This is a genomic window from Enterobacter adelaidei (genome assembly GCF_041937165.1).
Classification (GTDB): Bacteria; Pseudomonadota; Gammaproteobacteria; order Enterobacterales; family Enterobacteriaceae; genus Enterobacter; species Enterobacter adelaidei.
In genome coordinates, this window is the sequence record NZ_CP154353.1 from 45636 (window position 1) to 66097 (window position 20462).

Consider the following 20462-nt stretch of genomic DNA (forward strand, 5'->3'; position numbering starts at 1 on the left):
ATAAACTGCGCGACTTTTCCGCACGTTTTTATCTTCAGGTGACGCCATGACAGAACATATCCAGCCCACGACCAGACCGCAGACCAAAGAGGTTTCACGCCCGAACTGGTCGGCGGTTTTCTCCGTGGCATTCTGCGTCGCCTGCCTGATTACCGTTGAGTTTTTACCGGTCAGCCTGCTGACGCCCATGGCGCAGGATCTGGGCATTTCCGAAGGTGTGGCGGGACAGTCTGTTACCGTAACTGCCTTTGTGGCGATGTTCGCCAGCCTGTTTATCACCCAGGTGATTGGCACCATTGACCGCCGCAAAGTGGTTATTCTGTTTAGCGTGCTGCTGACGCTCTCCTGCCTGCTGGTCTCGTTTGCTGAAAGCTTCACGTTGCTGCTGCTCGGCCGTGCCTGTCTGGGTTTAGGCTTGGGCGGCTTCTGGGCAATGTCCGCCTCACTGACCATGCGGCTTGTACCTGCCCGCACGGTGCCAAAAGCGTTGTCCGTTATCTTTGGTGCCGTTTCTATTGCTTTGGTGATCGCCGCGCCGCTGGGCAGTTTCCTGGGTGGGATTATCGGCTGGCGAAACGTGTTTAATGCGGCGGCGGTAATGGGTTTTCTGTGCATTATCTGGGTGTGGAAAGCACTGCCGTCCCTGCCTGGTGAAGCCGCGCATCACAAACAGAACATGTTCAGCCTGCTGAAGCGCCCGGGTGTGCTGGCGGGGATGACAGCTATCTTTATGTCTTTCGCCGGGCAGTTTGCCTTCTTCACCTACATCCGCCCGGTGTTTATGACCATGGCGGGATTTGACGTGGATGGCCTGACGCTGGTGCTGTTGAGTTTCGGTATCGCCAGTTTTGTGGGCACCTCACTCTCGTCCCAGTTCCTGAAACGCTCCCTGAAAGTGGCGCTGGCGGGCGCACCGCTGGTGCTGGCTATCAGTGCCACGGTTCTGGTGCTGTGGGGTAGCGATAAATGGGTTGCGTCGGCGATTGCCATTATCTGGGGCTTTGCCTTTGCGCTGGTGCCGGTGGGCTGGTCAACGTGGATCACCCGCTCGCTGGCCGATCAGGCGGAAAAAGCCGGTTCCATTCAGGTGGCGGTGATCCAGCTGGCGAACACCTGCGGTGCTGCCATCGGCGGTGTTGCGCTCGACCATCTGGGGTTGACGTCACCGCTGGTGATTTCCGGTACGCTGATGCTGCTGACGGCGCTGCTGGTGGCGGGTAAGGTTAAAGCGAAGTAGTGGTTTTCTCCCTCTCCCGTGGGAGAGGGAATCTGGCTACGCCGATGTCTGAACCCGTCTTCTCGAATCCATCGAAATCAGCACTACCGACGACACAATCAGCAGCGTGCCCAGCCAGTCCGGCAGGGTGAACGCCACGCCGAGCAGGATAACCGACAATAGCGCGCTGCTCAGCGGCTCGGCGCAGCTCAGAATGCTCGCCTTTGGCCCGCCAATCATCTGCGCACCTTTCAGGTACAGGCTGAACGTCAGCGCCGTACCGATCACCACCAGGTAGAAGAACGCCAGCAGCAGGCTGCCATCAATGACAAACGTTGTCCCGCGCCCGGCGTAGAACGGGGTCAGCATTACCCCGGCAATCAACATACTCCAGCCAACAATCGGCAGCGTGCCGTAGCGGGCGATCAGCGTTGACGGGTAAGTGGTATAAAACGCGGCGGCAAAGGCGGAAGCGATCCCGAAGAACAGCGCCGCAGGCGAAATAGAGAGTGAGGTCGGGTCGCCATGCGTCACCAGCAGGAACGTGCCGACAAGCGACGTCATTATTGCGGATAAGACAAACACACCAGGGCGCTTTTTCCGCGCCAGCGCAAACCACGCCACGATGATGGTCGGCGACAGGAATTGCAGCACGGTGGCGGTTGCTGCGTTGGATTTTTCAATCGTCAGCAGGAAAGTAAGCTGCACGGTGAGCGCGCCAACCAGCGAGAAAATCAGCAGGCTGATGGCATCTTTTCGATTTTTGATGACCGAGAAAATCTTGTCGCCGTGAACAAAGGAAAGCGTAAGCAGGATCACGCCGGTAAACAGCAGGCGAACCATGGTCAGATAAGGCGAAGAAATATGGCTTTTCTCCATGATGTACTGCGCGCAAACTCCTGAGCTTCCCCATAAAACGGCGGCGATCAGGACGTTTAGCATCCCTTTACGTGTGGAACCCATGTTCTCCCCTGTTATGTTGGTTTTTTCCCAGCATAACATGGGTCGATTGCCTGTGGCGTGCAGCCTGGAGCCCTAAACCAGACTCGTCATGGGAAACGTAGCGGCGTACTTAATAATCTTCCATACAATCCACCTGACCAATCGCTGCCCAGTAGGCGTCCAGATTGTCGCGCTTCACGGCGGTAATGGCGTTTTTGATCAGGAGTTGATTGGCCTCGGATGACAAAATCATCTCCTGCCAGGCTTTATCGCTCTGCTTTTTCTGTGGCGTACAGGTTTTCTTAATATCTTTAAGGACCTGCTGCTTTATTTGTGCCTCTTTTGCCGGGTCGTCCTTTTCCTGTGCATGGACAAACGCGGCGAAGAGCAGACAAACCAGCAGGCAGACCAGGTGCGCAGCTTTCATCAAAACCCCCTTTAGAAGTCACATGCTTCCTATGAAATATATCGTTACATTCAGTGTAGCGACTCCAGTCGAAAGTATGAATTTTCTCCAGGATGAGTGTGTGAGATAGTGAAACGGCACAGAAAAATAAGGAGAAAAATATGCACCTGAGCATTACTGATACAGTCACCACGCAAGAGAAAGAGGAGTTACTGACGGGACTGAGAGCCTATAACGGGCAGTTTCTCGATCTATCGAATTTTAGCGGTGACATTGGCGTTTACATGCGAGATGAAAATGGCGTAATGCTGGGCGGATTAATTGGCGTACGTAAAGGCGACTGGCTGAATATCGACTTTCTCTGGGTCAGCGATACCGTGCGGGGTTCCGGTGTGGGTAGCCAGATCATTAAATCGGCCGAAGAGGAAGCCAGACGCAACGGCTGTAAACATGCGCTCGTCGACACCGCCAGCTTCCAGGCGCGCCCGTTCTATGAAAAACAGGGGTACCAGCTACAGATGTCTTTGCAGGATTATCCTTATCCTGGCATGCAGCGACATTATCTGGCGAAAGCGCTTTAAATCCTGAATCTGTAGGCAGGGTAAGCCCGGCAATCGACCGCATATAACTTATCCTTCTTATTGATTCTTTTTCGGTTTTTAGCTCATCGCCGCGTTGTCGATATAGTCATCAAAACGTTTATCAAAAGGAACTGTATCGTGAAACTCCGATTGGGTGTGCTTCTTCTGACCGGCCTGCTGCTGGCGGGCTGTGACCAAAGTGGCAATGATGTTAAGCACATTAAAGTGGGCGTCATCAATGGCGCCGAACAAGACGTGGCGGAAGTTGCCAAAAAGGTGGCGAAAGAGAAATATGGCCTGGATGTGGAGCTGGTGGGCTTCAGCGGATCGCTGCTGCCCAACGATGCCACCAACCACGGTGAACTGGATGCCAACGTCTTCCAGCATCGCCCATTCCTTGAAGAAGATAACAAGGCGCACGGCTACAAACTGGTCGCCGTGGCGAACACCTTTGTTTTCCCGATGGCCGGGTATTCCCGCAAGATCAAATCCGTGTCCGATCTGAAAGATGGCGCGACCATTGCTATTCCGAACGACCCGACTAACCTCGGCCGCGCGCTGTTGCTGCTGCAAAAAGAGAAGCTGATTACCCTCAAGCCAGACGTTGGCCTGCTGCCGACGGCGCTGGATATCACGGCAAATCCCAAAAACCTGAAAATTATGGAGCTGGAAGGGGCGCAGCTGCCGCGCGTGCTGGATGACCCGAAAGTTGATGTTGCCATCATCAGCACCACCTATCTCCAGCAAACCGGGCTGTCGCCAGTGCATGACGGCGTATTTATCGAAGACAAAGATTCACCGTACGTGAACATTGTGGTGACGCGTGAAGACAACAAAGACGCAGAAAACGTGAAGGAGTTTATTCAGTCGTATCAGTCACCTGAGGTGGCGAAAGCGGCGGAGACGATCTTTAACGGTGGGGCGGTACCAGGCTGGTAAGCATGCTGGCGGGGAAACCCGCCTTTTCCTATTGGCCCGATTCCATCGAACATCGCCCTTTAGCCCACATCGCAAAACTGCCCCTCTGGCTATTCTCCTTATCACACCAACCGGAGGATACCCTATGAACATCACCCAAATTCGCAATGCCACTCAGCTGATTACCTACGCCGGAAAACGTTTATTAATTGACCCAATGCTGGCACCAAAAGGCGCGTATCCCGGTTTTCCGGGCACGGCGCGTGCAGACATTCGCAACCCGATGGTCGACCTGCCCGTTGACGTAAAAACGCTGCTGGATGCCGATGCCGTGATTGTCACCCACACCCATGACGATCACTGGGATCAAACGGCCATTGAGCTGATCGCCAAAGACAAACCGGTCTACGTGCAAAACGACAGCGACGCCGCGTTGCTGCGCACCCAGGGGTTTACCCACCTGACGGTGATGACCGAAGAGACTCTCTTTGGCGATATCCTCATCACGAAAACCCACGGCGGCCAGCACGGTACCGATCGTGCTTATGCGGTGCCAGAGCTGGCAGAACGTCTGGGCGAAGCCTGCGGTGTGGTGTTGCGCCATCCTGATGAGAAGACGCTGTACATCGCAGGCGATACCATCTGGCGCGAAGAGGTGGCAGTCGATCTGCAAAAACACCAGCCGGATGTGGTAGTACTGAATGCCGGTTACGCGCATGTGCTGGGTTTCGGGCCGATTATCATGGGCGAGCAGGACGTGCTGAACGTCCATTTCCTGCTGCCGCAGGCACAGATTGTGGCGGTCCATATGGAGGCGATCAACCACTGCCTGTTAACCCGCCACGCACTGCGTGAGTACGCCGAAGCCAACCAGTTCAGTGATGCGCTAAGCATTCCACAGGATGGCGAAAGCGTTATATTCTGAGTGTTAAAGGGGAAGGGAGAGACAGATGCCGCCAGTAAACGTTGCGATTGTTGCGGTGGACGGGTTTAGCCCGTTCCACTACTCCGTTCCCTGCATTCTGTTTGGTGATACGGTATCCGGTGAAAAGCGCTTTAACGTGACGATCTGCGCCGAAACGCCGGGTTTTCTCACCTCAAAAGACGGATTTGCCCTCAACGCCACGCAGGACTACACCGCTATTGGTCAGGCCGATATTGTTGTCGTTCCCTACTGGCAGCATGTCCTTGAACGCCCGCCTCAGGTGCTGCTCGACAGCCTGGTGCAGGCAAGAGACAACGGCGCGGAAATGGTCGGGCTGTGTCTGGGATCATTTGTGCTGGCCTATGCGGGCATTCTCGACTGCAAACGCGCGGCAACGCACTGGGAGTTTGAGCACCAGTTCCAGTTGCTTTTCCCGAACGTTCAGCTGGATATCAACGCCCTCTACGTGGATGACGACAACATCATCACCTCAGCGGGCACCGCCGCTGCGCTGGATTGTTGTTTGTACATTATCCGCCAGCGCTTTGGCAGCGTGGTCGCGAACCAGATTGCCCGGCGGATGATTGTGCCGCCGCACCGTGAAGGCGGACAGGCGCAGTTTATTGCCCAGCCGGTGCCAAAAGACACCCGCGATGCGCGGATTAACTGCCTGATCGATTATCTCCAGCAGCACATTACCGAGCCGCATAATCTGGACTCGCTGGCGGAGGTGGTTTCCATGAGCCGCCGCACCCTGACTCGCCATTTTATTAACGCTACGGGGATGAGCGTCGCCGACTGGCTAACTGCGGAACGGTTGCGACGCAGTCAGATATTACTGGAAGCCGGAAATATACCGATTGAACGCGTGGCAGAACAGGTGGGATTTGTGTCGGCGGTGACGTATCGCCAGCAGTTTAAAGCGCGTTTTGGGGTCAGCCCGGCGGAATGGCGAAAAACCTTCCGCACCCGCCCGTAGGCCAGGCAAGCCAGCGCTCCCGGCATTCACCCCAGCCTCTCCACCCGCGTCTCCCCCTCCACCATAGACAGTTGATACAGCGAAAACGATCGCTGCTTCTCAATCAACTTTGCCAGCTCCGGCGAGTGGCTGGTGAGCCAGATCTGCGAGTAGCGGCTGGCTTCGGCGATTAAGCTCGCCAGGGCGGGCAGCATCTGCGGGTGCAGGCTGTTTTCCGGTTCGTTCAACGCGATAAACGCCGGTGGGCGCGGGCTTAACAACGCCACTGCCAGGCACAGAAATCGCAGAGTGCCGTCGGAGAACTCTGCCGGTTCCAGCGGCCTGCTCAGCCCTTCGCGCTGCATCATCATGCGAAAACGTCCGCCGGTGTTGTCGCTGTAAAACACGCAGCCAGGAAATGCCTGGTCGAGAATACGCATCAGCAACAGTTCGTCGCCAATCTCGACGATGGTCTGAAACGCTGCGGCCAGATTCGAGCCGTCGCTGGCCAGCACCGGGGAGCGAAAACCGACCTGTGGGGCGCGCATCGCCGAGCCGATTGATACAGAAAACTCATGATAAAAGCGCCAGTTACGCAGGGACTCGCGCATCTGCGACACTTCCGGGTAAAGATGCGGTTCGCCGAGCTGCCCGAACACCGATTCGTTCTCGTACAGCGTGCCGCTGTGGGTCACTTTCTCGTGATGCACGTTGTTCAGAAACACCGCCTGGTTCTTACGCTTCATCAGCTGTGACGAAGGCCGACGGTGCTGGCCGCTCAGCCAGATGGACTCCTCTTTGATCACCGGATCGAGCTGAAACTGCGAGGGATAGGGCAGCTTCTCCACAAACCCGACCTGCAGCTCGTATTCGTAGGTCTCTGTTTCCACCGCCAGATTCATCCGCCGCAGCTGGTCGCTGCGGGTTTTGCCTGCCCAAAATACTTTCAAAATTCCACCTTCATTCGCCAGCGCCTGGGAAAACTGCCCCTGCGCGGCGCTGTGCATCAGGTGTATCGCCTTGTAGATATTCGATTTTCCGGTGCCGTTCGGCCCGAAGACGATATTGAGCTGCTCCAGCTCCAGCGACATCTCGCGGATGGAGCGGTAGTTTTGAATGTGCAGGGTGTGGATCACAGGCAGGCCCCTTTCGCAGAATAAGACTGTATATAATCACAGTATTTGAGATGAAATGCAAAAAAGAGACGACAGTGAGGATGTCGTCTAAACGGGGTACTGCTTTGGGCCTCTAAGGGTCAATGGGGCCTTCGCATTTTTATGATCACTTGACTGCCAGACGCAGACCCAAATCATCAGGATAGGGATCAAAGTAGTTTTGCGTCATCAGATACCGGTCGGGGTATTCGGCCAGGTAATGCTTCAGCAGCGTTATCGGGGCGAGAATAGGCAACTGCCCGTTGCGATAGTGCAGGATTACGTCGCGCAACTCGCCTCGCTGGCGGGTGTTCAGCTGGTTACGAAAATACCCCTGAATATGCATCAGCACGTTAGTGTGATTCTTACGCGAAGCGGGTTTTTTCAGGATGGTCATCAGCTTTTCCCGGTACGCCACGAAGAAGGCGTCCAGGTCTTCCCACTCGTGCAGCGAGGCAACGAACGGGCCGATTTCACGGTAACCCGCCTGATGGTGCGCCAGCAGCTGGAGTTTGTAACGGCTGTGGAAGTCCAGCAGCGCGCGGCGCGTGAGGCCATTTCTACGCAGCGTGTTCAGTTCGTGCAGGGCAAAAACACGTTCGACAAAGTTTTCCCGCAGCACCGGATCGTGCAGCCGTCCATCCTCTTCCACGGGCAGCCACGGCCAGGTTTCAAGGAGCGCGGCGGTGAACAGCCCGACACCCTCCTTGCGGCCCCGGTTGCCGTTTTCGTCATACAGCCGCACGCGTTCCATGCCGCAGCTTGGGGATTTTGCACAGACAATGAACCCCGCCAGATCGCCGATTTTCGGTAGATAATCTGCCGTAAAGTCAGCCATTTTCTGCGTGAGGTTCTCATGAGGTGACTTGCTGAAGCGCAGCTGCGTTTCACCGCTTTCTGTCAGCGTTAAACGAATGGCAGGGCGTGGCGTAGGCAGCCCAATCGCCATTTCAGGGCAGACCGGCCTGAAGCTGACCCACTGGGCCAGTTCGTCCATGACAAAACCCATACGTTTATGCCCGCCGTCAAAGCGAACGGCGGAACCGGTCAAACATCCGCTAATACCCAGCACAGGTTTTTTTGTCATGGTGTGGTCCTCCCATTCTTCCCTTTAAAACTTACACAACATGAGTAATTTGTCCAAGTATTAGCAAGATTATTTTTTATATTCCTTTAAAATCAATAAGTCTTAACTGCCCTTGTAGGTCGAGTAACCGTACTGGCTCAGCAGGAGTGGGATGTGCAGTTTCTCGTTGGTGCGGGTCACGGTAAACAGCACCGGGATCTCCGGGAAGAAGGAGTCCAGTTTTTTGCCGTGGAAGTAATCTGCGGTTTTGAAGGTCACTTTATACACGCCAGGCTGCATATCCTGATCCTGCGGATAAAGCGATTTGATACGTCCGTCGTGGTCGGTTTTACCGCTGGCAACCTGGGTCCATTTGTCCTGCTGCTGTTTTTCCAGCGTGACGGTAACGTCGGATGGCGGCATCCCGGTTTGCTGGTCAAGAACGTGTACACTCAGCGTGCCGACAGGGGCACTAAATACAGCCGGAGCAAAGGCCAGGGTGGTCAGCATCAGCAAAGGGGCGGTTTTTTTCATGGTGTTTTCCTGTTGGGTTATTCGTCACAGGAAAACGTTAGCATCTGCGGTGCGAAAAAATATTCAACTTTTCGTGAAGATTCCCACAGGAGAAAATCGTCAGAGGATAATCACTTCAAGCGATACCTGCTGCTGCCACTGTTCCACCTGCTTTTTCCGCGCGGCGGTGAGTTTACCGCTGGTGACCAGAAGCCATTTACGATCCGGGAATATTTCCGGTGCCAGCGCGGCAGGAGGCGAGGGCAGAATGTCGATCCGGTGGCCCTGCCCGGTGCGCGTTAAGGCTTCGAGCCAGATCTCGCAGGGGTCATTCAGATGCCAGCCACTGAGCAGAATATTATCGCCAGGCGCTTTTTTATCCCCCTCGAGGCAGAACGAGGTATAGGCGATGATGATGCCATCGAGGATTTCACGCAGGGTCATGGCTGCGGCGACGTTAGCGGAGACCTGGCTACGCATCGGGCGCAGTACGTTCGCGACCAGCTCTGGCCGAGGGTATTCGCGTCCGGCGTCGTAAATCATCTGGCGCAGGGACTCGATTTTGCCGTCCTGCAGGCGTTGCAGCATGTTCTGTTGCAGGGTTTGCCAGTTGTTGGTCCGACCCGGTGTCGGGCGTTCCAGCAGGGGTTTGACCTGGCCGATCGGGACCCCTTTTTTTACCCAGTCGAGGATTTTTAGCGCCTGCTGGACGTCTTCATCGCTGTACTGGCGGTGACCGCCATCCGTGCGCTGCGGCTTGAGTAAACCATAGCGACGCTGCCACGCCCGCAGCGTGGTGGCGGTGATGCCGCTGAGTCTGGCGAATTCGCCGATGGAGTAAGCCATGCCCGTGTCCAGAGTGGAGGAATATTCTCAATATACTACGAATTTTCCCGGACGTGATGAAGCGTCGAAACGGTGCACTACAATTAACGTCCAACCATGCAAATGAAAGGAGTTCTCATGAAGGTATGGCCTGTTGTGGCCGGTGTTGCCATCGCCCTGGCGCTGGTCGCCTGTACATCTCCTACGCCGCCGAAAGGCGTACAGCCGATTTCAGGCTTTGATGCCAGCCGCTATCTCGGAAAATGGTACGAAATCGCTCGTCTGGAAAATCGCTTTGAACGCGGGCTGGAGCAGGTAACCGCTACCTACGGCAAGCGCAGTGACGACGGCATTAGCGTGCTTAACCGGGGTTATGACCCGGTGAAGAAGACGTGGAATGAGAGTGAAGGCAAAGCGTATTTTACCGGTGAACCAACCACGGCGGCGCTGAAGGTGTCGTTCTTCGGCCCATTCTACGGCGGCTATAACGTGATCAGGCTGGACGATAAGTACCAGTACGCGCTGGTGAGCGGCCCGAACCGCGATTACCTGTGGATTTTGTCGCGCACCCCGACAATCCCGGATGCCGTGAAACAGGATTACCTGAATACCGCGCGCGGTCTGGGCTTCCGGGTTGATCAACTGGTGTGGGTGAAGCAGTGAAGATCGTGCTTTCTTCGTAGGGTATTACTGGTCTGCCTGGATAGACTTTCGTTATCAGCGTAACGGGAGACAACGATATGAACTGGCAGCCTTTTCGCGGCGACGCGCCGGAAAATATGACGATTTTCAGTGCGTCATTTCCCGATGTCAGCGACCAGTGGCCGATGAAAGACGATGCTGCCCGTGAGATCGCTGCGCTTGACCGGGCGCTGAAAGCCGAACCGGCGCTGCGGCCTCCGCTGATTGAATACGAAGAGGGCGGACAGGCCGTGCTTGTCCCTCAGAACCGTTACTCCGAACAGGCTTTTCGTAACCGCCCGGCGCTAACCGCGTGGCGAACCCGGCTGGTGCCCTCCGCGCTGGCGCTGTTTGTGGTGCAAAATCCGCTGGAAGATCGCCTGCCTGACGGTACAAAAATGGACAGCGACAGCCGCCAGTGGTTTATCCACGCTAACGATGCGGTTGGCGTGCGCTCCCGTGCCAGAGTGCTGTCCGCGCTGGTGGAAAAGTACATTCATAACGAAAGTGAAAACAACTGGGTCAGCCTGGCGAGTGGGGCCGCTATTCCGGTGCTGGAGGCACTGCGCGAGGCAAAGCTCGACGGTCAGCAGGTTTATCTCACGCTGGTGGATAAAGACCCTGTGGCGCTCAGTTGGGCTGAAACCATGGCGGCGCAGGAAGGCATTGTTGTGGGCGAACAGCTTACGCTGCTCAGGCGCAATTTGCTCCATACGCTGATACGTAACGAGGACCTGCTGCTGGAGCTGGGCGAGCACCAGGCCGAGCTTGTCGACGCGCTGGGGATTTTCGAATACTTCAATGATGCCGATGCGGTGATTTTCCTCCAGCGCGCGCTGCGGATGGTAAAGCCCGGCGGCGCGGTGATTGTCTCGAACATGCTGACCAGCAGCCCGCAAATTGACTTTGTGCTGCGGGGCATCGGCTGGGAGGATATTCACCCGAGGTCGTTACAGCAGCTGCAGGATATCCACCTCGCGGCGGGCGTGCCGGTGGAAAACGTCACCGTGGTGGTACCGAAGGACGGGGTGTATGCGGTGATGGAAATTAAGGTTTAGCACGGTCGGTTCCCTCTCCCTGTGGGAGAGGGGGAACAGGCCGCAGAGAAGCGTTATTATTTGCTCAAAATACAGACATAGGAGGTTGAGGGTACTGCAATTCCTGGCACAACTTGTGACAGAACACATGTAGGTTTGTATGGATCAGAGGAAGGCTTATCAGCTATTGAATCTATTACCCCTATCAAAATGCAGAGGACAATAATGAGCGAATAGGGTAGGTGAACAAAATCCTGAAATGCAGCGCTTCTGAATCGGTGCCATTTATTGGCTGGTCTGTAGGCGGTTTCGTAATCGTAGATGGGTTCATCTTTCGAGTAAGACTTAAACCACCAATGATAAATTTGTAATGGCTTCGGATCTTTGAATAACACATGTGGATCCTGGCGAAAGTGCGCTTCAATAATCCGGATTCGATCAGCAATGGCATACTGGAATGTTTTCCATTTTGCCTCGAGATACCAAAAGCACATGGCGATCAACGAAATAGCAAACAGAGTGAGTAATGTTACATGTTTGTCTGCATTGGTACCCAATGCGAACCCCGCCAATGCCCCAGCACCAATCCATCCTTTTATAACTAAAGCTCTGCGATCGTAGTCTTCATATTGGTCCTGTAGCTTTAAATATTCATCTTTAAGAAAGCCATCGCTTTGATCTGCCATTTCAGGATCTCCAGCCGCTTATGTAGCCATCGTATTCAGATCATAGTTTTGTTCTTGGTTGGTGTTTTCACATTCATGCCTTTGCATTAGCCCTGCAACTTTTTCCTTTTGGCCTAAGACTTTTCACTATTTCTGATGGCTTGATTTTAGGTTGGCTGATAGCCATGATCCCCCCATGAAAATAGAAACTGCACTCCCCACACACTTCGAATGTCTGGTCGCGATCTGGGAATCCTCCGTCCGCGCCACCCACCACTTTTTACAGGAAAGCGATATTGCGGCGCTGCGCCCGTTATTGCTCAATGCGTATTTACCTAACCTCAAGGTCGTGATTGCTGAAGATTACGCAGGCGCTATTCACGGCTTTTTAGGCGTTGATGAAAATCGCATTGAAATGTTGTTTGTTGATGATGCGAGCCGGGGGAAGGGCGTCGGGAAATTACTGCTGCAACACGCCATCGCAGAGTCTGGCGTGAATGAAGTGGATGTTAATGAACAAAACCCGCAGGGCGTCGCGTTTTATCGCCATATGGGGTTTGAGCAGGTTGGGCGCTCGGAACTGGACGGTCAGGGGAATCCGTTTCCGTTGCTGCATTTGCGGTTGGTTAAGTGAATATTCACTTAACGCAGAAATCACATTTGTTAGATATGAAATGCAACGCGTTTTCCTGTGGGAAGTTCAACGTCGATACAAAGTTTCCCACCCATTGCCTCAATGTAGCGCTTAAGTGTGGCAATTTTTAGTTCATTTCCACGTTGCTCTATCTGAGTTACTGCGGGCTGGCTTACCCCCATAAGCTCGGCAACATTTTTTTGCGAAAGCCTGAGCTCTTCACGTAAAAGTTGCAGACCCGTTTCGAGGATCATTTCCTCTGCCATTTCTTTAATTCGTTGTTGGCTATCCGGTGAACGTGACGCAATCACTTCATTTAAGGTTTTCACTTGGTTGCCTCCAGGCTTGTCAGATGAAGGGAAAATTCGGTATCTGCGATGCGAATCATTTTTTCATAAAAGGTTTTGTCGTTACTCTTATCGCCCGCGCAAAGCACAATGGCCTGACGTACAGGATCAAATGCGAAGAAAGCACGAACAGGACGACCAGCATATTGAATACGTAATTCTTTCATATGCTTATACCGTGAGCCTTTAACCGTATCTGCATAAGGACGAGGAAGACGTGGCCCATAGTGTTGCAGATTTAGCAGGTCTGCCAGTACCTTATCCTGTAATCCTTCTTCCTGTTCAAACAACCACTGTTCGAATACCTTTCCGAACCGAACCGTCCACATGCTTTCGTCCATGATAAGCTGTAGCTTATAAAAAGAATATAAGCTGTAGTTAATAAATGCAATGGCTGTCATCGACAGCCAGGCTGTTAGTGGCAGGAGTATGACAAAGAGGGGATTTCAAACGGATCGTGCAATTAAGAAATTGCGAGGCGTTTTCCAGCGTTTTTCATTCATGCTGGAGAGTAAAGCTGCCGTTTGTCCATAAATAACCTTTTTACCCACTATTACTGGAAGGTCTGGGTGGCCCTTGGTGGAACTGGACGGCTCGAGGAGGACGGTACCCGACGTCGAGTATTGCTTCGAGGTTGTGGTGCTCTATCTCTCTGAAATCTGCTGTTTTTCTTCAGGTGAACTATCCGGAATTTCCGGATAGTTGAATGTTACTCAATTTTGCCTGCCGGAGACTGGATGACATCTTTGTCTGTAATGCCACCTCCATATTCTCAGCGTTAAGCTCGGCGGTGTGTATTCACTTTTGCGAGGCGCTTTCCAGGACGCGGAGTTTGGATCGCTGCGAGGGCGTCCTCTATCTCAACGAGCTTTGCTTTCGTCCGTTTATAATCATCCTGTAACCGCTGCTCCTGCTCGTTATATGCCACCAGAACGATGCAACCCTTCATCACCTTCACCGTGACCTGATGCCCGGTTTCAAACCCCGCCGCGCGCAGCCACTTGCCGGACAGAATGATATTGGGCGTGGATTTGTCGAAAACATTCGGGCGGTATCCCACAATTAACGAACGCTCGGTTCCGGATTGGTCGGTGTCTGGGGTAGAATGCGAATCAGCCATAATCAACTCCTTGATAGTTGGTGAGGTTAGCTCTCGTCCGGTATTGCGAGTACCTGGCGAGGGCGTTTCAATTTGAGGTTTTCGTATGTTAAGGTACGTACCTCAGTGAAGATATCTTGCTCTTGTAGGTACGTACATGTCAACAGCTAAACGCGATCCTAATCAGTCAAAATCCGGAAAAGCACCGACTTTTCAAATTCGCATTACGCCGGAGTTGAAGACTCAGTTTGAAGAGGCTGCCAAGGCTGAGGGGATGAGTTTGGGGAACTGGCTGAAAAATTTAGGTCGAAATGAATTAAATAGATTAAAAAAGGAGCTATAACGGGGTTAATTCAATTTCAAATTTTGAATTTGACTTCTTTGCTTGCATTAAATTGATATGTTCATAATCGGTTCGTGAACTTACTAAATCTAATACTTTATTTTTAAAATGTACAGTGGTATTACAGCCAAAAATTATCGCTTTGATCGCATTGGATGGTATTTTATAGAGATCAAACTCTTTGTTATTTACATTTATTTTTTTGTCGGAATTTGATTGAGGTAACAGTATTCGCCATTCATGTTCATATTCCCAGTCTTTACTTTTTATTAAGAAATGATTTACTTGACCGCCTGATAACGGATCAAGAAAAGGGTATTGTTTTTGATATATGACTTTTCGTAAATACCCAAATTCATCTTTTTGACTACGACGTTGTGAGAAAAATGGATGATTAGTTTCAAATTCAATGACAAAGCCACTGTGGGCCTGTGCGTAGTGTCCCCACATTAGAATATTTGTTGGTGTTTCTGTTAGTGATAAAATTCTAGTTATTTCTATCAACTTTTTGTTGAGAGTCTGCATTGTGATTTCAGTCGTTTTTATTATATTTTCTTTTTCTCTCTTATACATCGAGAGCATTGCATTTTTTGCCTCAACAATTATATTGTTGGCCATTTCTTTAGGCAGTTTTTCAATGTGATTCAGCCATTCGGTTGGTAATTCTTTGAGGAGATCTAAATTTATTAAAGAATCATGTAAAGTGGATTCAAAACTACTAAAATTAAAAGAGGCATTGAATTCAAATGGGTCGTTGAAATTTAAGGGGTTATTGAAACATATTAAGTTGTTTTCAAGTATATCGATTCTTTCTGGGGGAAGGTATTTAAACATAGTTATTAACTCGGAAAGTAGCTTTAGAGGTACTTTTGGCGGAAGATCACAGGAGTCGAACCTGCCCGGGAACGCTGGCGTCCCCAACTGGATTTGAAGTCCAGCCACCTCACCGGAGATGACGATCTTCCGCGCCTGCATTGCTACATGGAGGCGGGGCGCATTATAGCTACTTTCAGGCATTTACCACATACCCCACACCACTTTTTTCACCTCTCTTTTGACCTGTGCCGGGTCATTTCAGTTAATTCCTAAGAAAATCCTCATGTTAGCCCTTCGTACTCGCCAGCATTTACTGCGATCACAAAAAACAATAATCAGAAGCCAGACTATGCGTGGAACGAGGGCACAGCCTTCCAGTTGTTTAACCTGGACGATGGCGCAACGGCGATGAGCGAAGTGCCTGCGACGGACGGCTCCGTGACGTTTACGCTGAAGGCGTCACGTCGGGGCGAAATCGTGACCCTTACCGGCGCGGGAGACGCGCAAAACTGGTCGGTGTGCTTGCGCAACGTGCAGAAGGTGAGCGGCGTGAAGGGCGGCTCACACGCAGGCAACAAGTGGGGTGTGGTGGTGAAAGCCGAGGGGAATGAGGTAGTGGTTCATCTTTGATTCATCTGGAATTGTGCGGTCTGATGCCCTCTCCCACTGGGAGAGGGAACAAAACCTCGCAGCCGCTACCCGGCTTGGTTATTGCACCGGTGTTGAAACCACACCGCCCGTCATTGTCTGCTCGACCTGCTGCTTATCCATATTCACTGCATTCAGTTTCCCGTTAACGGTTGGCTTCAGCGGGGCTTTGTCCTGCACGCTGCCGCTGGCGGTGAGCTGAATATTGCCGTCACCCGCAATCGGCAGCGCTGGCCAACCCCAGTGCTCGATCACGTTCAGCGGCACACCGCGCCCGTTCAGGCTAACAGTGGTTTGCCGTTGCGGCAGTTGTGAAACCGTCGCCGTGGCTTCCAGAATGCCTTTCTCAGTAAACGCGCTCAGGTCAGTAATATTCACTGTGGCAGCGTTAGCATTCAGTGCCAGTGACGGACGACGCACATCCACGCGGTTAAAGGTTGCCGCCGCGCCATTCAGGGTTGCGCTACCGCCCCAGACGCCCCACTGGCGATCTTTCACCAGTTGCAGGTTCGCGCCATAGCCATCAAGAGAGGTGATCTGCCACGGGAAGGCAGGATCGATGTCGATCACCAGGTTGCGGCTCAGACCAAATTTTTGCAGCGTCACGCTGTTCAGCCATTCCGGCAGAGGCTCCATCCACAGCGTTTTCCAGTTCTGCGGCAGGGTATACTCCAGCCCGGCGATGGCGACATCGTCCAGCACTAGCGCTTTGCCGTCGCGCTGCCAGTTGCCAGAGGTGCGCACCATGCCGCCTTCCCAGCGGGAGGTTAGCTGGCGCAACGCCACGCCCTGCGGAGAGAATTCCGCATTCAGGATTGGGTCAAACAGATGCAGCGAACCGTAGATGAATTCGCTGGCGTTCATGGATAAACGCCCTTCCTGGCTCTGCCAGTCGCCTTTACTCAGCGTCAGGTTGCGCAGGCTTAAATCAAGGTCAGTAACTGCCCAGTCCGGGCCCTGCAGGCGGGCGTCGGTTACGTCCAGTCGGCCAATCTGCAGAGAGGGGATGGTGGTCAGCGGTGCGAAGAAATCCATCAGCGTTTTATCGCTCTGCAGGCGGATTTCGTTCAGACGCAGGGTGTCGATGATCCAGCTTCCGTCGGCGTTACGCAGGGCGGAGCCGGTGAGTGAACCGCGGGCCATATCGGCACCGATGGTGTTCAACACCACTTCCTTGCCGTTCAACTGACCCTCGATCAACACGTTGGTGGCCGGCACGCCGTTCAGGGTGAGCGATCCTGCGCTCATCTGGATCTGCGCATTTTTACCCAGCACGTTGCCTGCTTCTGGTTGCCATGGGCTGACACCTCCCGTGACTTTCTGGGCACTTAAATCCCACTCCGTATTGGGGCTGTTAAAGGCCATGTTGTTCAGTTGCAGACGGTCTGACTGGAAAGGCAGCGGCGCAGTCTGAGGAGAAAGATTCAGCGTGCCATCGAACAGGGAGATGGTGTCCATATGCAGCGGATCGGTAACCTGTCGGCTACTGAGGCCAATATCGACTTTTTTGGCAACCAGCGTGGCGGGTTTGCCATCCCGGCCAAAGGTGACGTTTTCCAGAATGATGTGGGAAGGCGACGAAAAGCGGTGATTCATCTTGTCGAAACTGAGTTCGTAGTCGGTATTTACCGTCACCCAGTTGCTGACCTGACTCGCACCCCAGCGGGTCTGGAGCAGGATATAGAGCGCCAGCACCACAATCAGCACGGCTACCAGAAGATAGACGAGTAGCTTTCCAATAAATTTCATGGTCTTCCATCCCGCAAAACGCACATAAAGGAGTTATGCACGATTTATGCGCAATCCTCAAGGTGGGAATGGTGTAATAAGATGTCACGGCAGGCATTGACTGCCTGCCGTGAGAGAGATCAATTTTTCTCAGGCGGGAATACGAGGTTCAGCACGATAGCGGTGATACCGCCCGCGGCAATGCCGGAAGAGAGCAGGTTTTTCACCCAGTCCGGGGCAAACTGCAGGATCAGCGGCTGCTGAGACACACCCAGACCCACGGCCAGCGACAGCGCGATAATCATAATTGCACGGCGGTTCAGCGGTTCGCGGGAAACGATACGTACGCCGGAAGCGGCAATTGTGCCAAACATCACCAGCGTTGCGCCGCCCAGTACCGGCTCAGGAATGTGCTGCACAAAGCCGCTTACCGCCGGGAACAGACCGAGAACAATCAGCATCAGCGCCACCACAAAACCGACGTAGCGGCTGGCAACGCCAGTCAACTGGATCACGCCGTTGTTCTGGCCGAAGCAGGAGTTCGGGAAGGTATTGAATACCGCAGAGACAAACGAGTTCAGGCCGTTCGCCAGCACGCCGCCTTTCAGGCGCTTCATGTACAGCGGGCCGGAAACCGGCTGCTCGGAGACGTCTGACGTGGCAGTGATATCACCGATGGTCTCCAGAGAGGTGATCATAAAGACCAGCATCAGCGGCAGGAGCAGGCCCCAGTCAATACCGAGGCCGTAGTAGAGTGGTGTTGGAACGGTGATCAGCGCGCTGTTGGTCGGCGCGGTGTTCTCTGGCAGCATGCCCAGCGCCCACGCCAGCAGATAACCCGCCGCCATGGCAATCACCAGCGAGGCGACGCGCAGATACGGGTTGCGCTGACGGTTAAGCAGAATAATGATCGCCAGCACGACACCCGCCAGCAGCAGGTTTTTCGGCGCGCCGAAGGTGTGGTCGCTCATTGCGGCATAGCCGCCGCCGATGGAGGTGAGGCCCACCTGGATCAGCGACAGGCCGATAATCATCACGACGACGCCAGACACCAGCGGGGTGATGACGCGGCGAGCCAGATGCAGCACGCGGGAGATCACCATTTCCGTGCAGCTTGCCAGCATCAGCGTGCCGAACAGTGCTGCCATCATCGTCGGCACATCCGCACCGCCGGTTTTCAGCGCTGTACCACCCATGATCAGTGGCGCCACGAAGTTAAAACTGGTGCCCTGAATCGACAATAAACCCGACCCCACCGGACCCCACGCTTTAATTTGAATAATCGAGGCCACGCCAGAGGCAAAGAGAGACATGCTGATGATGTGCTGAGTGTCCTGAGCCGGTAAACCGAGCGCCTGGCAGATCAGCAGCGCCGGGGTGATCACCGCAACAAACATCGCCAGAAGATGCTGGCAGGCGGCGAAAAGCGTTTGCGGCAGCGGCGGGCGGTCTTCAAGGCGGTAAATCAGTTCGCTATTTTGCTTCTGCGCAATCGGTTGCGCATCTGGCGACTCTATGGTGTTAACGGACATCGGCGGCAATCCCACGGTGGAAAAGCGGGCATTTTATCTGACCATCTGGTAAAAGCAAACGATTGCCAGCAAAAAAAAGGAAGAAAATCTGCCGCTTTGAGCAGGTTTTCTACAACGTATTGGGAAAAAAAATTACACTTTTTGCGCCGGTGGCTCATGAAGAGCGAAAACCGGCCCAGGATAACGCCGCGTGTGTATGGAACACGCGCAATACAGGAGCCTTCTATGATTCATCTCGATACGTTGTCGACCCTTGTTGCCGCAACGCTGGTCTTACTGCTTGGCCGTAAGCTGGTGCATAGCGTTTCCCTTCTGAAGAAATACACCATTCCCGAACCTGTCGCCGGTGGCCTGCTGGTAGCGCTGGCCCTGCTGGTGTTGAAAAAGAGCATGGGCTGGGAAATTGATTTTGATATGTCCCTTAAAGACCCGCTGATGCTGGCCTTTTTTGCCACCATCGGCCTGAATGCCAACCTCGCGAGCCTGCGGGCAGGGGGTAAAGTACTCGGCGTATTTCTGATTGTGGTGGTTGGGTTGTTGCTGATGCAAAACGCTATCGGCATCGGAATGGCGACGTTGCTGGGGCTGGATCCGCTGATGGGGTTGCTGGCCGGGTCAATTACATTGTCTGGTGGACACGGTACCGGCGCGGCGTGGAGCAAGCTGTTTATCGAGCGCTATGGCTTTGAAAACGCAACTGAAGTGGCGATGGCCTGTGCGACCTTTGGCCTGGTGCTGGGTGGACTGATTGGTGGCCCGGTGGCGCGTTATCTGGTGAAGCACTCCACCACGCCGGACGGCAGACCGGACGATGAGCTGGTGCCGACTGCATTCGAAAAACCGGATGTTGGGCGCAGCATTACTTCACTGGTGCTGATTGAGACCATCGCGATGATTGCCATCTGCCTGACGGTAGGGAAAGTGGTTGCGCAATGGCTGGCAGGTTCCCCGTTCGAACTGCCGACGTTTGTCTGCGTGCTGTTTATCGGGGTGATCCTGAGCAACGGTCTGGCGCTGATGGGTTTTTATCGTGTGTTCGAACGTGCGGTTTCAGTGCTGGGCAACGTTTGTCTGTCGCTGTTCCTCGCAATGGCGCTGATGAGCCTCAAACTGTGGGAGCTGGCCTCGCTGGCGCTGCCGATGGTGGCCATTCTGGCGGTGCAGGCACTGTTTATGGCGTTGTACGCGATGTTTGTTACCTGGCGCATGATGGGCAAGAACTACGATGCGGCGGTGCTGGCAGCGGGTCATTGCGGGTTTGGTCTGGGGGCAACCCCAACGGCTATTGCCAACATGCAGGCGATCACTGAACGCTTTGGCCCATCGCATATGGCGTTTCTGGTGGTACCGATGGTCGGTGCGTTCTTTATTGATATCGTCAACGCGCTGGTGATTAAGCTGTACCTGATGCTGCCGATATTTGCCTGA

General features: G+C 53.7%; 23 protein-coding genes, 1 tRNA gene and 1 pseudogene. 11 read left to right on the plus strand and 14 right to left on the minus strand.

Going from position 1 to position 20462, the window contains the following annotated elements; genetic code table 11:
• The first annotated feature begins 46 nt into the window (after window positions 1–46).
• The gene (nepI, locus tag AAHF05_RS00225; protein ID WP_129324364.1) at window positions 47–1237 is read left to right on the plus strand and encodes a purine ribonucleoside efflux pump NepI; all 1191 of its coding nucleotides are present in this window, start codon (window positions 47–49) and stop codon (window positions 1235–1237) included.
• A gap of 36 nt (window positions 1238–1273) precedes the next feature.
• Here the strand turns inward: nepI and AAHF05_RS00230 are convergent, their stop codons facing one another.
• The gene (locus AAHF05_RS00230; RefSeq protein WP_108089303.1) at window positions 1274–2179 is read right to left on the minus strand and encodes a DMT family transporter; all 906 of its coding nucleotides are present in this window, start codon (window positions 2177–2179) and stop codon (window positions 1274–1276) included.
• A 109-nt stretch (window positions 2180–2288) separates the two neighbouring features.
• The gene (locus AAHF05_RS00235) at window positions 2289–2585 is read right to left on the minus strand and encodes a YicS family protein (RefSeq protein WP_028017815.1); all 297 of its coding nucleotides are present in this window, start codon (window positions 2583–2585) and stop codon (window positions 2289–2291) included.
• A 140-nt stretch (window positions 2586–2725) separates the two neighbouring features.
• Between AAHF05_RS00235 and AAHF05_RS00240 the strand changes: the two genes are divergently transcribed.
• The 4 genes from AAHF05_RS00240 (at window position 2726) to AAHF05_RS00255 (ending at window position 5967) form a co-directional block, all read left to right on the plus strand.
• Entirely contained in the window at window positions 2726–3145 is a 420-nt protein-coding gene (locus AAHF05_RS00240) for a GNAT family N-acetyltransferase (protein WP_028017816.1), read from the plus strand.
• 138 nt (window positions 3146–3283) lie between these two features.
• The gene (gene nlpA, locus AAHF05_RS00245) at window positions 3284–4084 is read left to right on the plus strand and encodes a lipoprotein NlpA (protein WP_028017817.1); all 801 of its coding nucleotides are present in this window, start codon (window positions 3284–3286) and stop codon (window positions 4082–4084) included.
• Between the two features lie 124 nt (window positions 4085–4208).
• Window positions 4209–4988: an MBL fold metallo-hydrolase gene (locus AAHF05_RS00250; RefSeq protein WP_129324363.1), complete on the plus strand. Its 780-nt coding sequence runs from the start codon at window positions 4209–4211 to the stop codon at window positions 4986–4988.
• Window positions 4989–5013: 25 nt separating this feature from the next.
• On the plus strand, window positions 5014–5967 hold the full coding sequence (locus AAHF05_RS00255; protein ID WP_129324362.1) for a GlxA family transcriptional regulator: 954 nt from the start codon (window positions 5014–5016) through the stop codon (window positions 5965–5967).
• Between the two features lie 26 nt (window positions 5968–5993).
• On the opposite strand, the gene AAHF05_RS00260 is transcribed toward AAHF05_RS00255, so the two are convergent.
• The 4 genes from AAHF05_RS00260 to AAHF05_RS00275 form a co-directional block, all read right to left on the minus strand.
• A complete protein-coding gene (locus AAHF05_RS00260; RefSeq protein ID WP_129324361.1) occupies window positions 5994–7082 on the minus strand; it encodes an AAA family ATPase in 1089 nt (362 codons plus the stop codon).
• 145 nt (window positions 7083–7227) lie between these two features.
• Complete coding sequence (locus AAHF05_RS00265) at window positions 7228–8187, minus strand: DUF523 and DUF1722 domain-containing protein (protein WP_129324360.1); 960 nt, start codon at window positions 8185–8187, stop codon at window positions 7228–7230.
• Window positions 8188–8289: 102 nt separating this feature from the next.
• Window positions 8290–8700, minus strand: coding sequence for a hydroxyisourate hydrolase (uraH, locus tag AAHF05_RS00270; RefSeq protein ID WP_028017825.1), 411 nt, complete (start codon window positions 8698–8700; stop codon window positions 8290–8292).
• 99 nt (window positions 8701–8799) lie between these two features.
• On the minus strand, window positions 8800–9525 hold the full coding sequence (locus AAHF05_RS00275) for a MerR family transcriptional regulator (RefSeq protein ID WP_129324359.1): 726 nt from the start codon (window positions 9523–9525) through the stop codon (window positions 8800–8802).
• Between the two features lie 117 nt (window positions 9526–9642).
• Between AAHF05_RS00275 and AAHF05_RS00280 the strand changes: the two genes are divergently transcribed.
• Together AAHF05_RS00280 and AAHF05_RS00285 are read left to right on the plus strand one after the other, a co-directional pair.
• Window positions 9643–10167 (plus strand): lipocalin family protein, encoded by a 525-nt coding sequence (locus AAHF05_RS00280; protein ID WP_129324358.1) that lies wholly within the window; start codon window positions 9643–9645, stop codon window positions 10165–10167.
• 77 nt (window positions 10168–10244) lie between these two features.
• Complete coding sequence (locus AAHF05_RS00285; RefSeq protein ID WP_129324357.1) at window positions 10245–11243, plus strand: class I SAM-dependent methyltransferase; 999 nt, start codon at window positions 10245–10247, stop codon at window positions 11241–11243.
• A 56-nt stretch (window positions 11244–11299) separates the two neighbouring features.
• Here AAHF05_RS00285 and AAHF05_RS00290 read toward each other — a convergent pair whose 3' ends face one another.
• A complete protein-coding gene (locus AAHF05_RS00290; protein ID WP_129324356.1) occupies window positions 11300–11908 on the minus strand; it encodes a hypothetical protein in 609 nt (202 codons plus the stop codon).
• A 175-nt stretch (window positions 11909–12083) separates the two neighbouring features.
• Between AAHF05_RS00290 and AAHF05_RS00295 the strand changes: the two genes are divergently transcribed.
• A complete protein-coding gene (locus AAHF05_RS00295) occupies window positions 12084–12521 on the plus strand; it encodes an acetyltransferase (protein WP_129324355.1) in 438 nt (145 codons plus the stop codon).
• A gap of 29 nt (window positions 12522–12550) precedes the next feature.
• Here AAHF05_RS00295 and AAHF05_RS00300 read toward each other — a convergent pair whose 3' ends face one another.
• From AAHF05_RS00300 to AAHF05_RS00310, 3 genes are all read right to left on the minus strand, one after another.
• Window positions 12551–12850: a helix-turn-helix domain-containing protein gene (locus AAHF05_RS00300; RefSeq protein WP_128348879.1), complete on the minus strand. Its 300-nt coding sequence runs from the start codon at window positions 12848–12850 to the stop codon at window positions 12551–12553.
• Entirely contained in the window at window positions 12847–13197 is a 351-nt protein-coding gene (locus AAHF05_RS00305) for a type II toxin-antitoxin system RelE/ParE family toxin (protein WP_063927918.1), read from the minus strand. The genes AAHF05_RS00300 and AAHF05_RS00305 overlap by 4 nt, the downstream gene beginning before the upstream one ends.
• A gap of 449 nt (window positions 13198–13646) precedes the next feature.
• The gene (locus AAHF05_RS00310; RefSeq protein WP_129324354.1) at window positions 13647–13988 is read right to left on the minus strand and encodes a SymE family type I addiction module toxin; all 342 of its coding nucleotides are present in this window, start codon (window positions 13986–13988) and stop codon (window positions 13647–13649) included.
• Window positions 13989–14124: 136 nt separating this feature from the next.
• Between AAHF05_RS00310 and AAHF05_RS00315 the strand changes: the two genes are divergently transcribed.
• A complete protein-coding gene (locus AAHF05_RS00315; protein ID WP_129324353.1) occupies window positions 14125–14310 on the plus strand; it encodes a toxin-antitoxin system HicB family antitoxin in 186 nt (61 codons plus the stop codon).
• Here the strand turns inward: AAHF05_RS00315 and AAHF05_RS00320 are convergent.
• Complete coding sequence (locus AAHF05_RS00320; protein ID WP_129324352.1) at window positions 14305–15144, minus strand: DUF2971 domain-containing protein; 840 nt, start codon at window positions 15142–15144, stop codon at window positions 14305–14307. The genes AAHF05_RS00315 and AAHF05_RS00320 overlap by 6 nt on opposite strands.
• 36 nt (window positions 15145–15180) lie before the next feature.
• Window positions 15181–15275 (minus strand) — tRNA-Sec (locus tag AAHF05_RS00325).
• Between the two features lie 178 nt (window positions 15276–15453).
• Here AAHF05_RS00325 and AAHF05_RS00330 point away from each other — a divergent pair.
• Window positions 15454–15756: pseudogene (locus AAHF05_RS00330) on the plus strand (alpha-xylosidase); the annotation flags it as partial.
• A 78-nt stretch (window positions 15757–15834) separates the two neighbouring features.
• On the opposite strand, the gene AAHF05_RS00335 reads toward AAHF05_RS00330, so the two are convergent.
• Both AAHF05_RS00335 and xanP read right to left on the minus strand, forming a co-directional pair.
• Window positions 15835–17523, minus strand: coding sequence for an AsmA family protein (locus tag AAHF05_RS00335; RefSeq protein ID WP_129324351.1), 1689 nt, complete (start codon window positions 17521–17523; stop codon window positions 15835–15837).
• Window positions 17524–17642: 119 nt separating this feature from the next.
• A complete protein-coding gene (xanP, locus tag AAHF05_RS00340) occupies window positions 17643–19034 on the minus strand; it encodes a xanthine/proton symporter XanP (RefSeq protein ID WP_014881972.1) in 1392 nt (463 codons plus the stop codon).
• A 225-nt stretch (window positions 19035–19259) separates the two neighbouring features.
• Here xanP and gltS point away from each other — a divergent pair, with 225 nt between their 5' ends.
• Window positions 19260–20462, plus strand: a complete 1203-nt coding sequence (gene gltS / locus AAHF05_RS00345) for a sodium/glutamate symporter (RefSeq protein WP_108089317.1) — start codon at window positions 19260–19262, stop codon at window positions 20460–20462.

What these genes read in the sequence shown, in the direction of transcription:
- AAHF05_RS00305 (WP_063927918.1), bottom strand. Translation starts at nt 13,197, where the DNA reads ATGTGGACGGTTCGGTTCGGAAAGGTATTCGAACAGTGGTTGTTTGAA.
- uraH (WP_028017825.1), bottom strand. Translation starts at nt 8,700, where the DNA reads ATGAAAAAAACCGCCCCTTTGCTGATGCTGACCACCCTGGCCTTTGCT.
- AAHF05_RS00255 (WP_129324362.1), top strand. Translation starts at nt 5,014, where the DNA reads ATGCCGCCAGTAAACGTTGCGATTGTTGCGGTGGACGGGTTTAGCCCG.
- AAHF05_RS00265 (WP_129324360.1), bottom strand. Translation starts at nt 8,187, where the DNA reads ATGACAAAAAAACCTGTGCTGGGTATTAGCGGATGTTTGACCGGTTCC.
- AAHF05_RS00310 (WP_129324354.1), bottom strand. Translation starts at nt 13,988, where the DNA reads ATGGCTGATTCGCATTCTACCCCAGACACCGACCAATCCGGAACCGAG.
- AAHF05_RS00295 (WP_129324355.1), top strand. Translation starts at nt 12,084, where the DNA reads ATGAAAATAGAAACTGCACTCCCCACACACTTCGAATGTCTGGTCGCG.
- AAHF05_RS00335 (WP_129324351.1), bottom strand. Translation starts at nt 17,523, where the DNA reads ATGAAATTTATTGGAAAGCTACTCGTCTATCTTCTGGTAGCCGTGCTG.
- xanP (WP_014881972.1), bottom strand. Translation starts at nt 19,034, where the DNA reads ATGTCCGTTAACACCATAGAGTCGCCAGATGCGCAACCGATTGCGCAG.
- AAHF05_RS00280 (WP_129324358.1), top strand. Translation starts at nt 9,643, where the DNA reads ATGAAGGTATGGCCTGTTGTGGCCGGTGTTGCCATCGCCCTGGCGCTG.
- AAHF05_RS00285 (WP_129324357.1), top strand. Translation starts at nt 10,245, where the DNA reads ATGAACTGGCAGCCTTTTCGCGGCGACGCGCCGGAAAATATGACGATT.
- AAHF05_RS00250 (WP_129324363.1), top strand. Translation starts at nt 4,209, where the DNA reads ATGAACATCACCCAAATTCGCAATGCCACTCAGCTGATTACCTACGCC.
- AAHF05_RS00290 (WP_129324356.1), bottom strand. Translation starts at nt 11,908, where the DNA reads ATGGCAGATCAAAGCGATGGCTTTCTTAAAGATGAATATTTAAAGCTA.
- AAHF05_RS00230 (WP_108089303.1), bottom strand. Translation starts at nt 2,179, where the DNA reads ATGGGTTCCACACGTAAAGGGATGCTAAACGTCCTGATCGCCGCCGTT.
- AAHF05_RS00315 (WP_129324353.1), top strand. Translation starts at nt 14,125, where the DNA reads ATGTCAACAGCTAAACGCGATCCTAATCAGTCAAAATCCGGAAAAGCA.
- AAHF05_RS00320 (WP_129324352.1), bottom strand. Translation starts at nt 15,144, where the DNA reads ATGTTTAAATACCTTCCCCCAGAAAGAATCGATATACTTGAAAACAAC.
- AAHF05_RS00235 (WP_028017815.1), bottom strand. Translation starts at nt 2,585, where the DNA reads ATGAAAGCTGCGCACCTGGTCTGCCTGCTGGTTTGTCTGCTCTTCGCC.
- nepI (WP_129324364.1), top strand. Translation starts at nt 47, where the DNA reads ATGACAGAACATATCCAGCCCACGACCAGACCGCAGACCAAAGAGGTT.
- AAHF05_RS00275 (WP_129324359.1), bottom strand. Translation starts at nt 9,525, where the DNA reads ATGGCTTACTCCATCGGCGAATTCGCCAGACTCAGCGGCATCACCGCC.
- AAHF05_RS00240 (WP_028017816.1), top strand. Translation starts at nt 2,726, where the DNA reads ATGCACCTGAGCATTACTGATACAGTCACCACGCAAGAGAAAGAGGAG.
- gltS (WP_108089317.1), top strand. Translation starts at nt 19,260, where the DNA reads ATGATTCATCTCGATACGTTGTCGACCCTTGTTGCCGCAACGCTGGTC.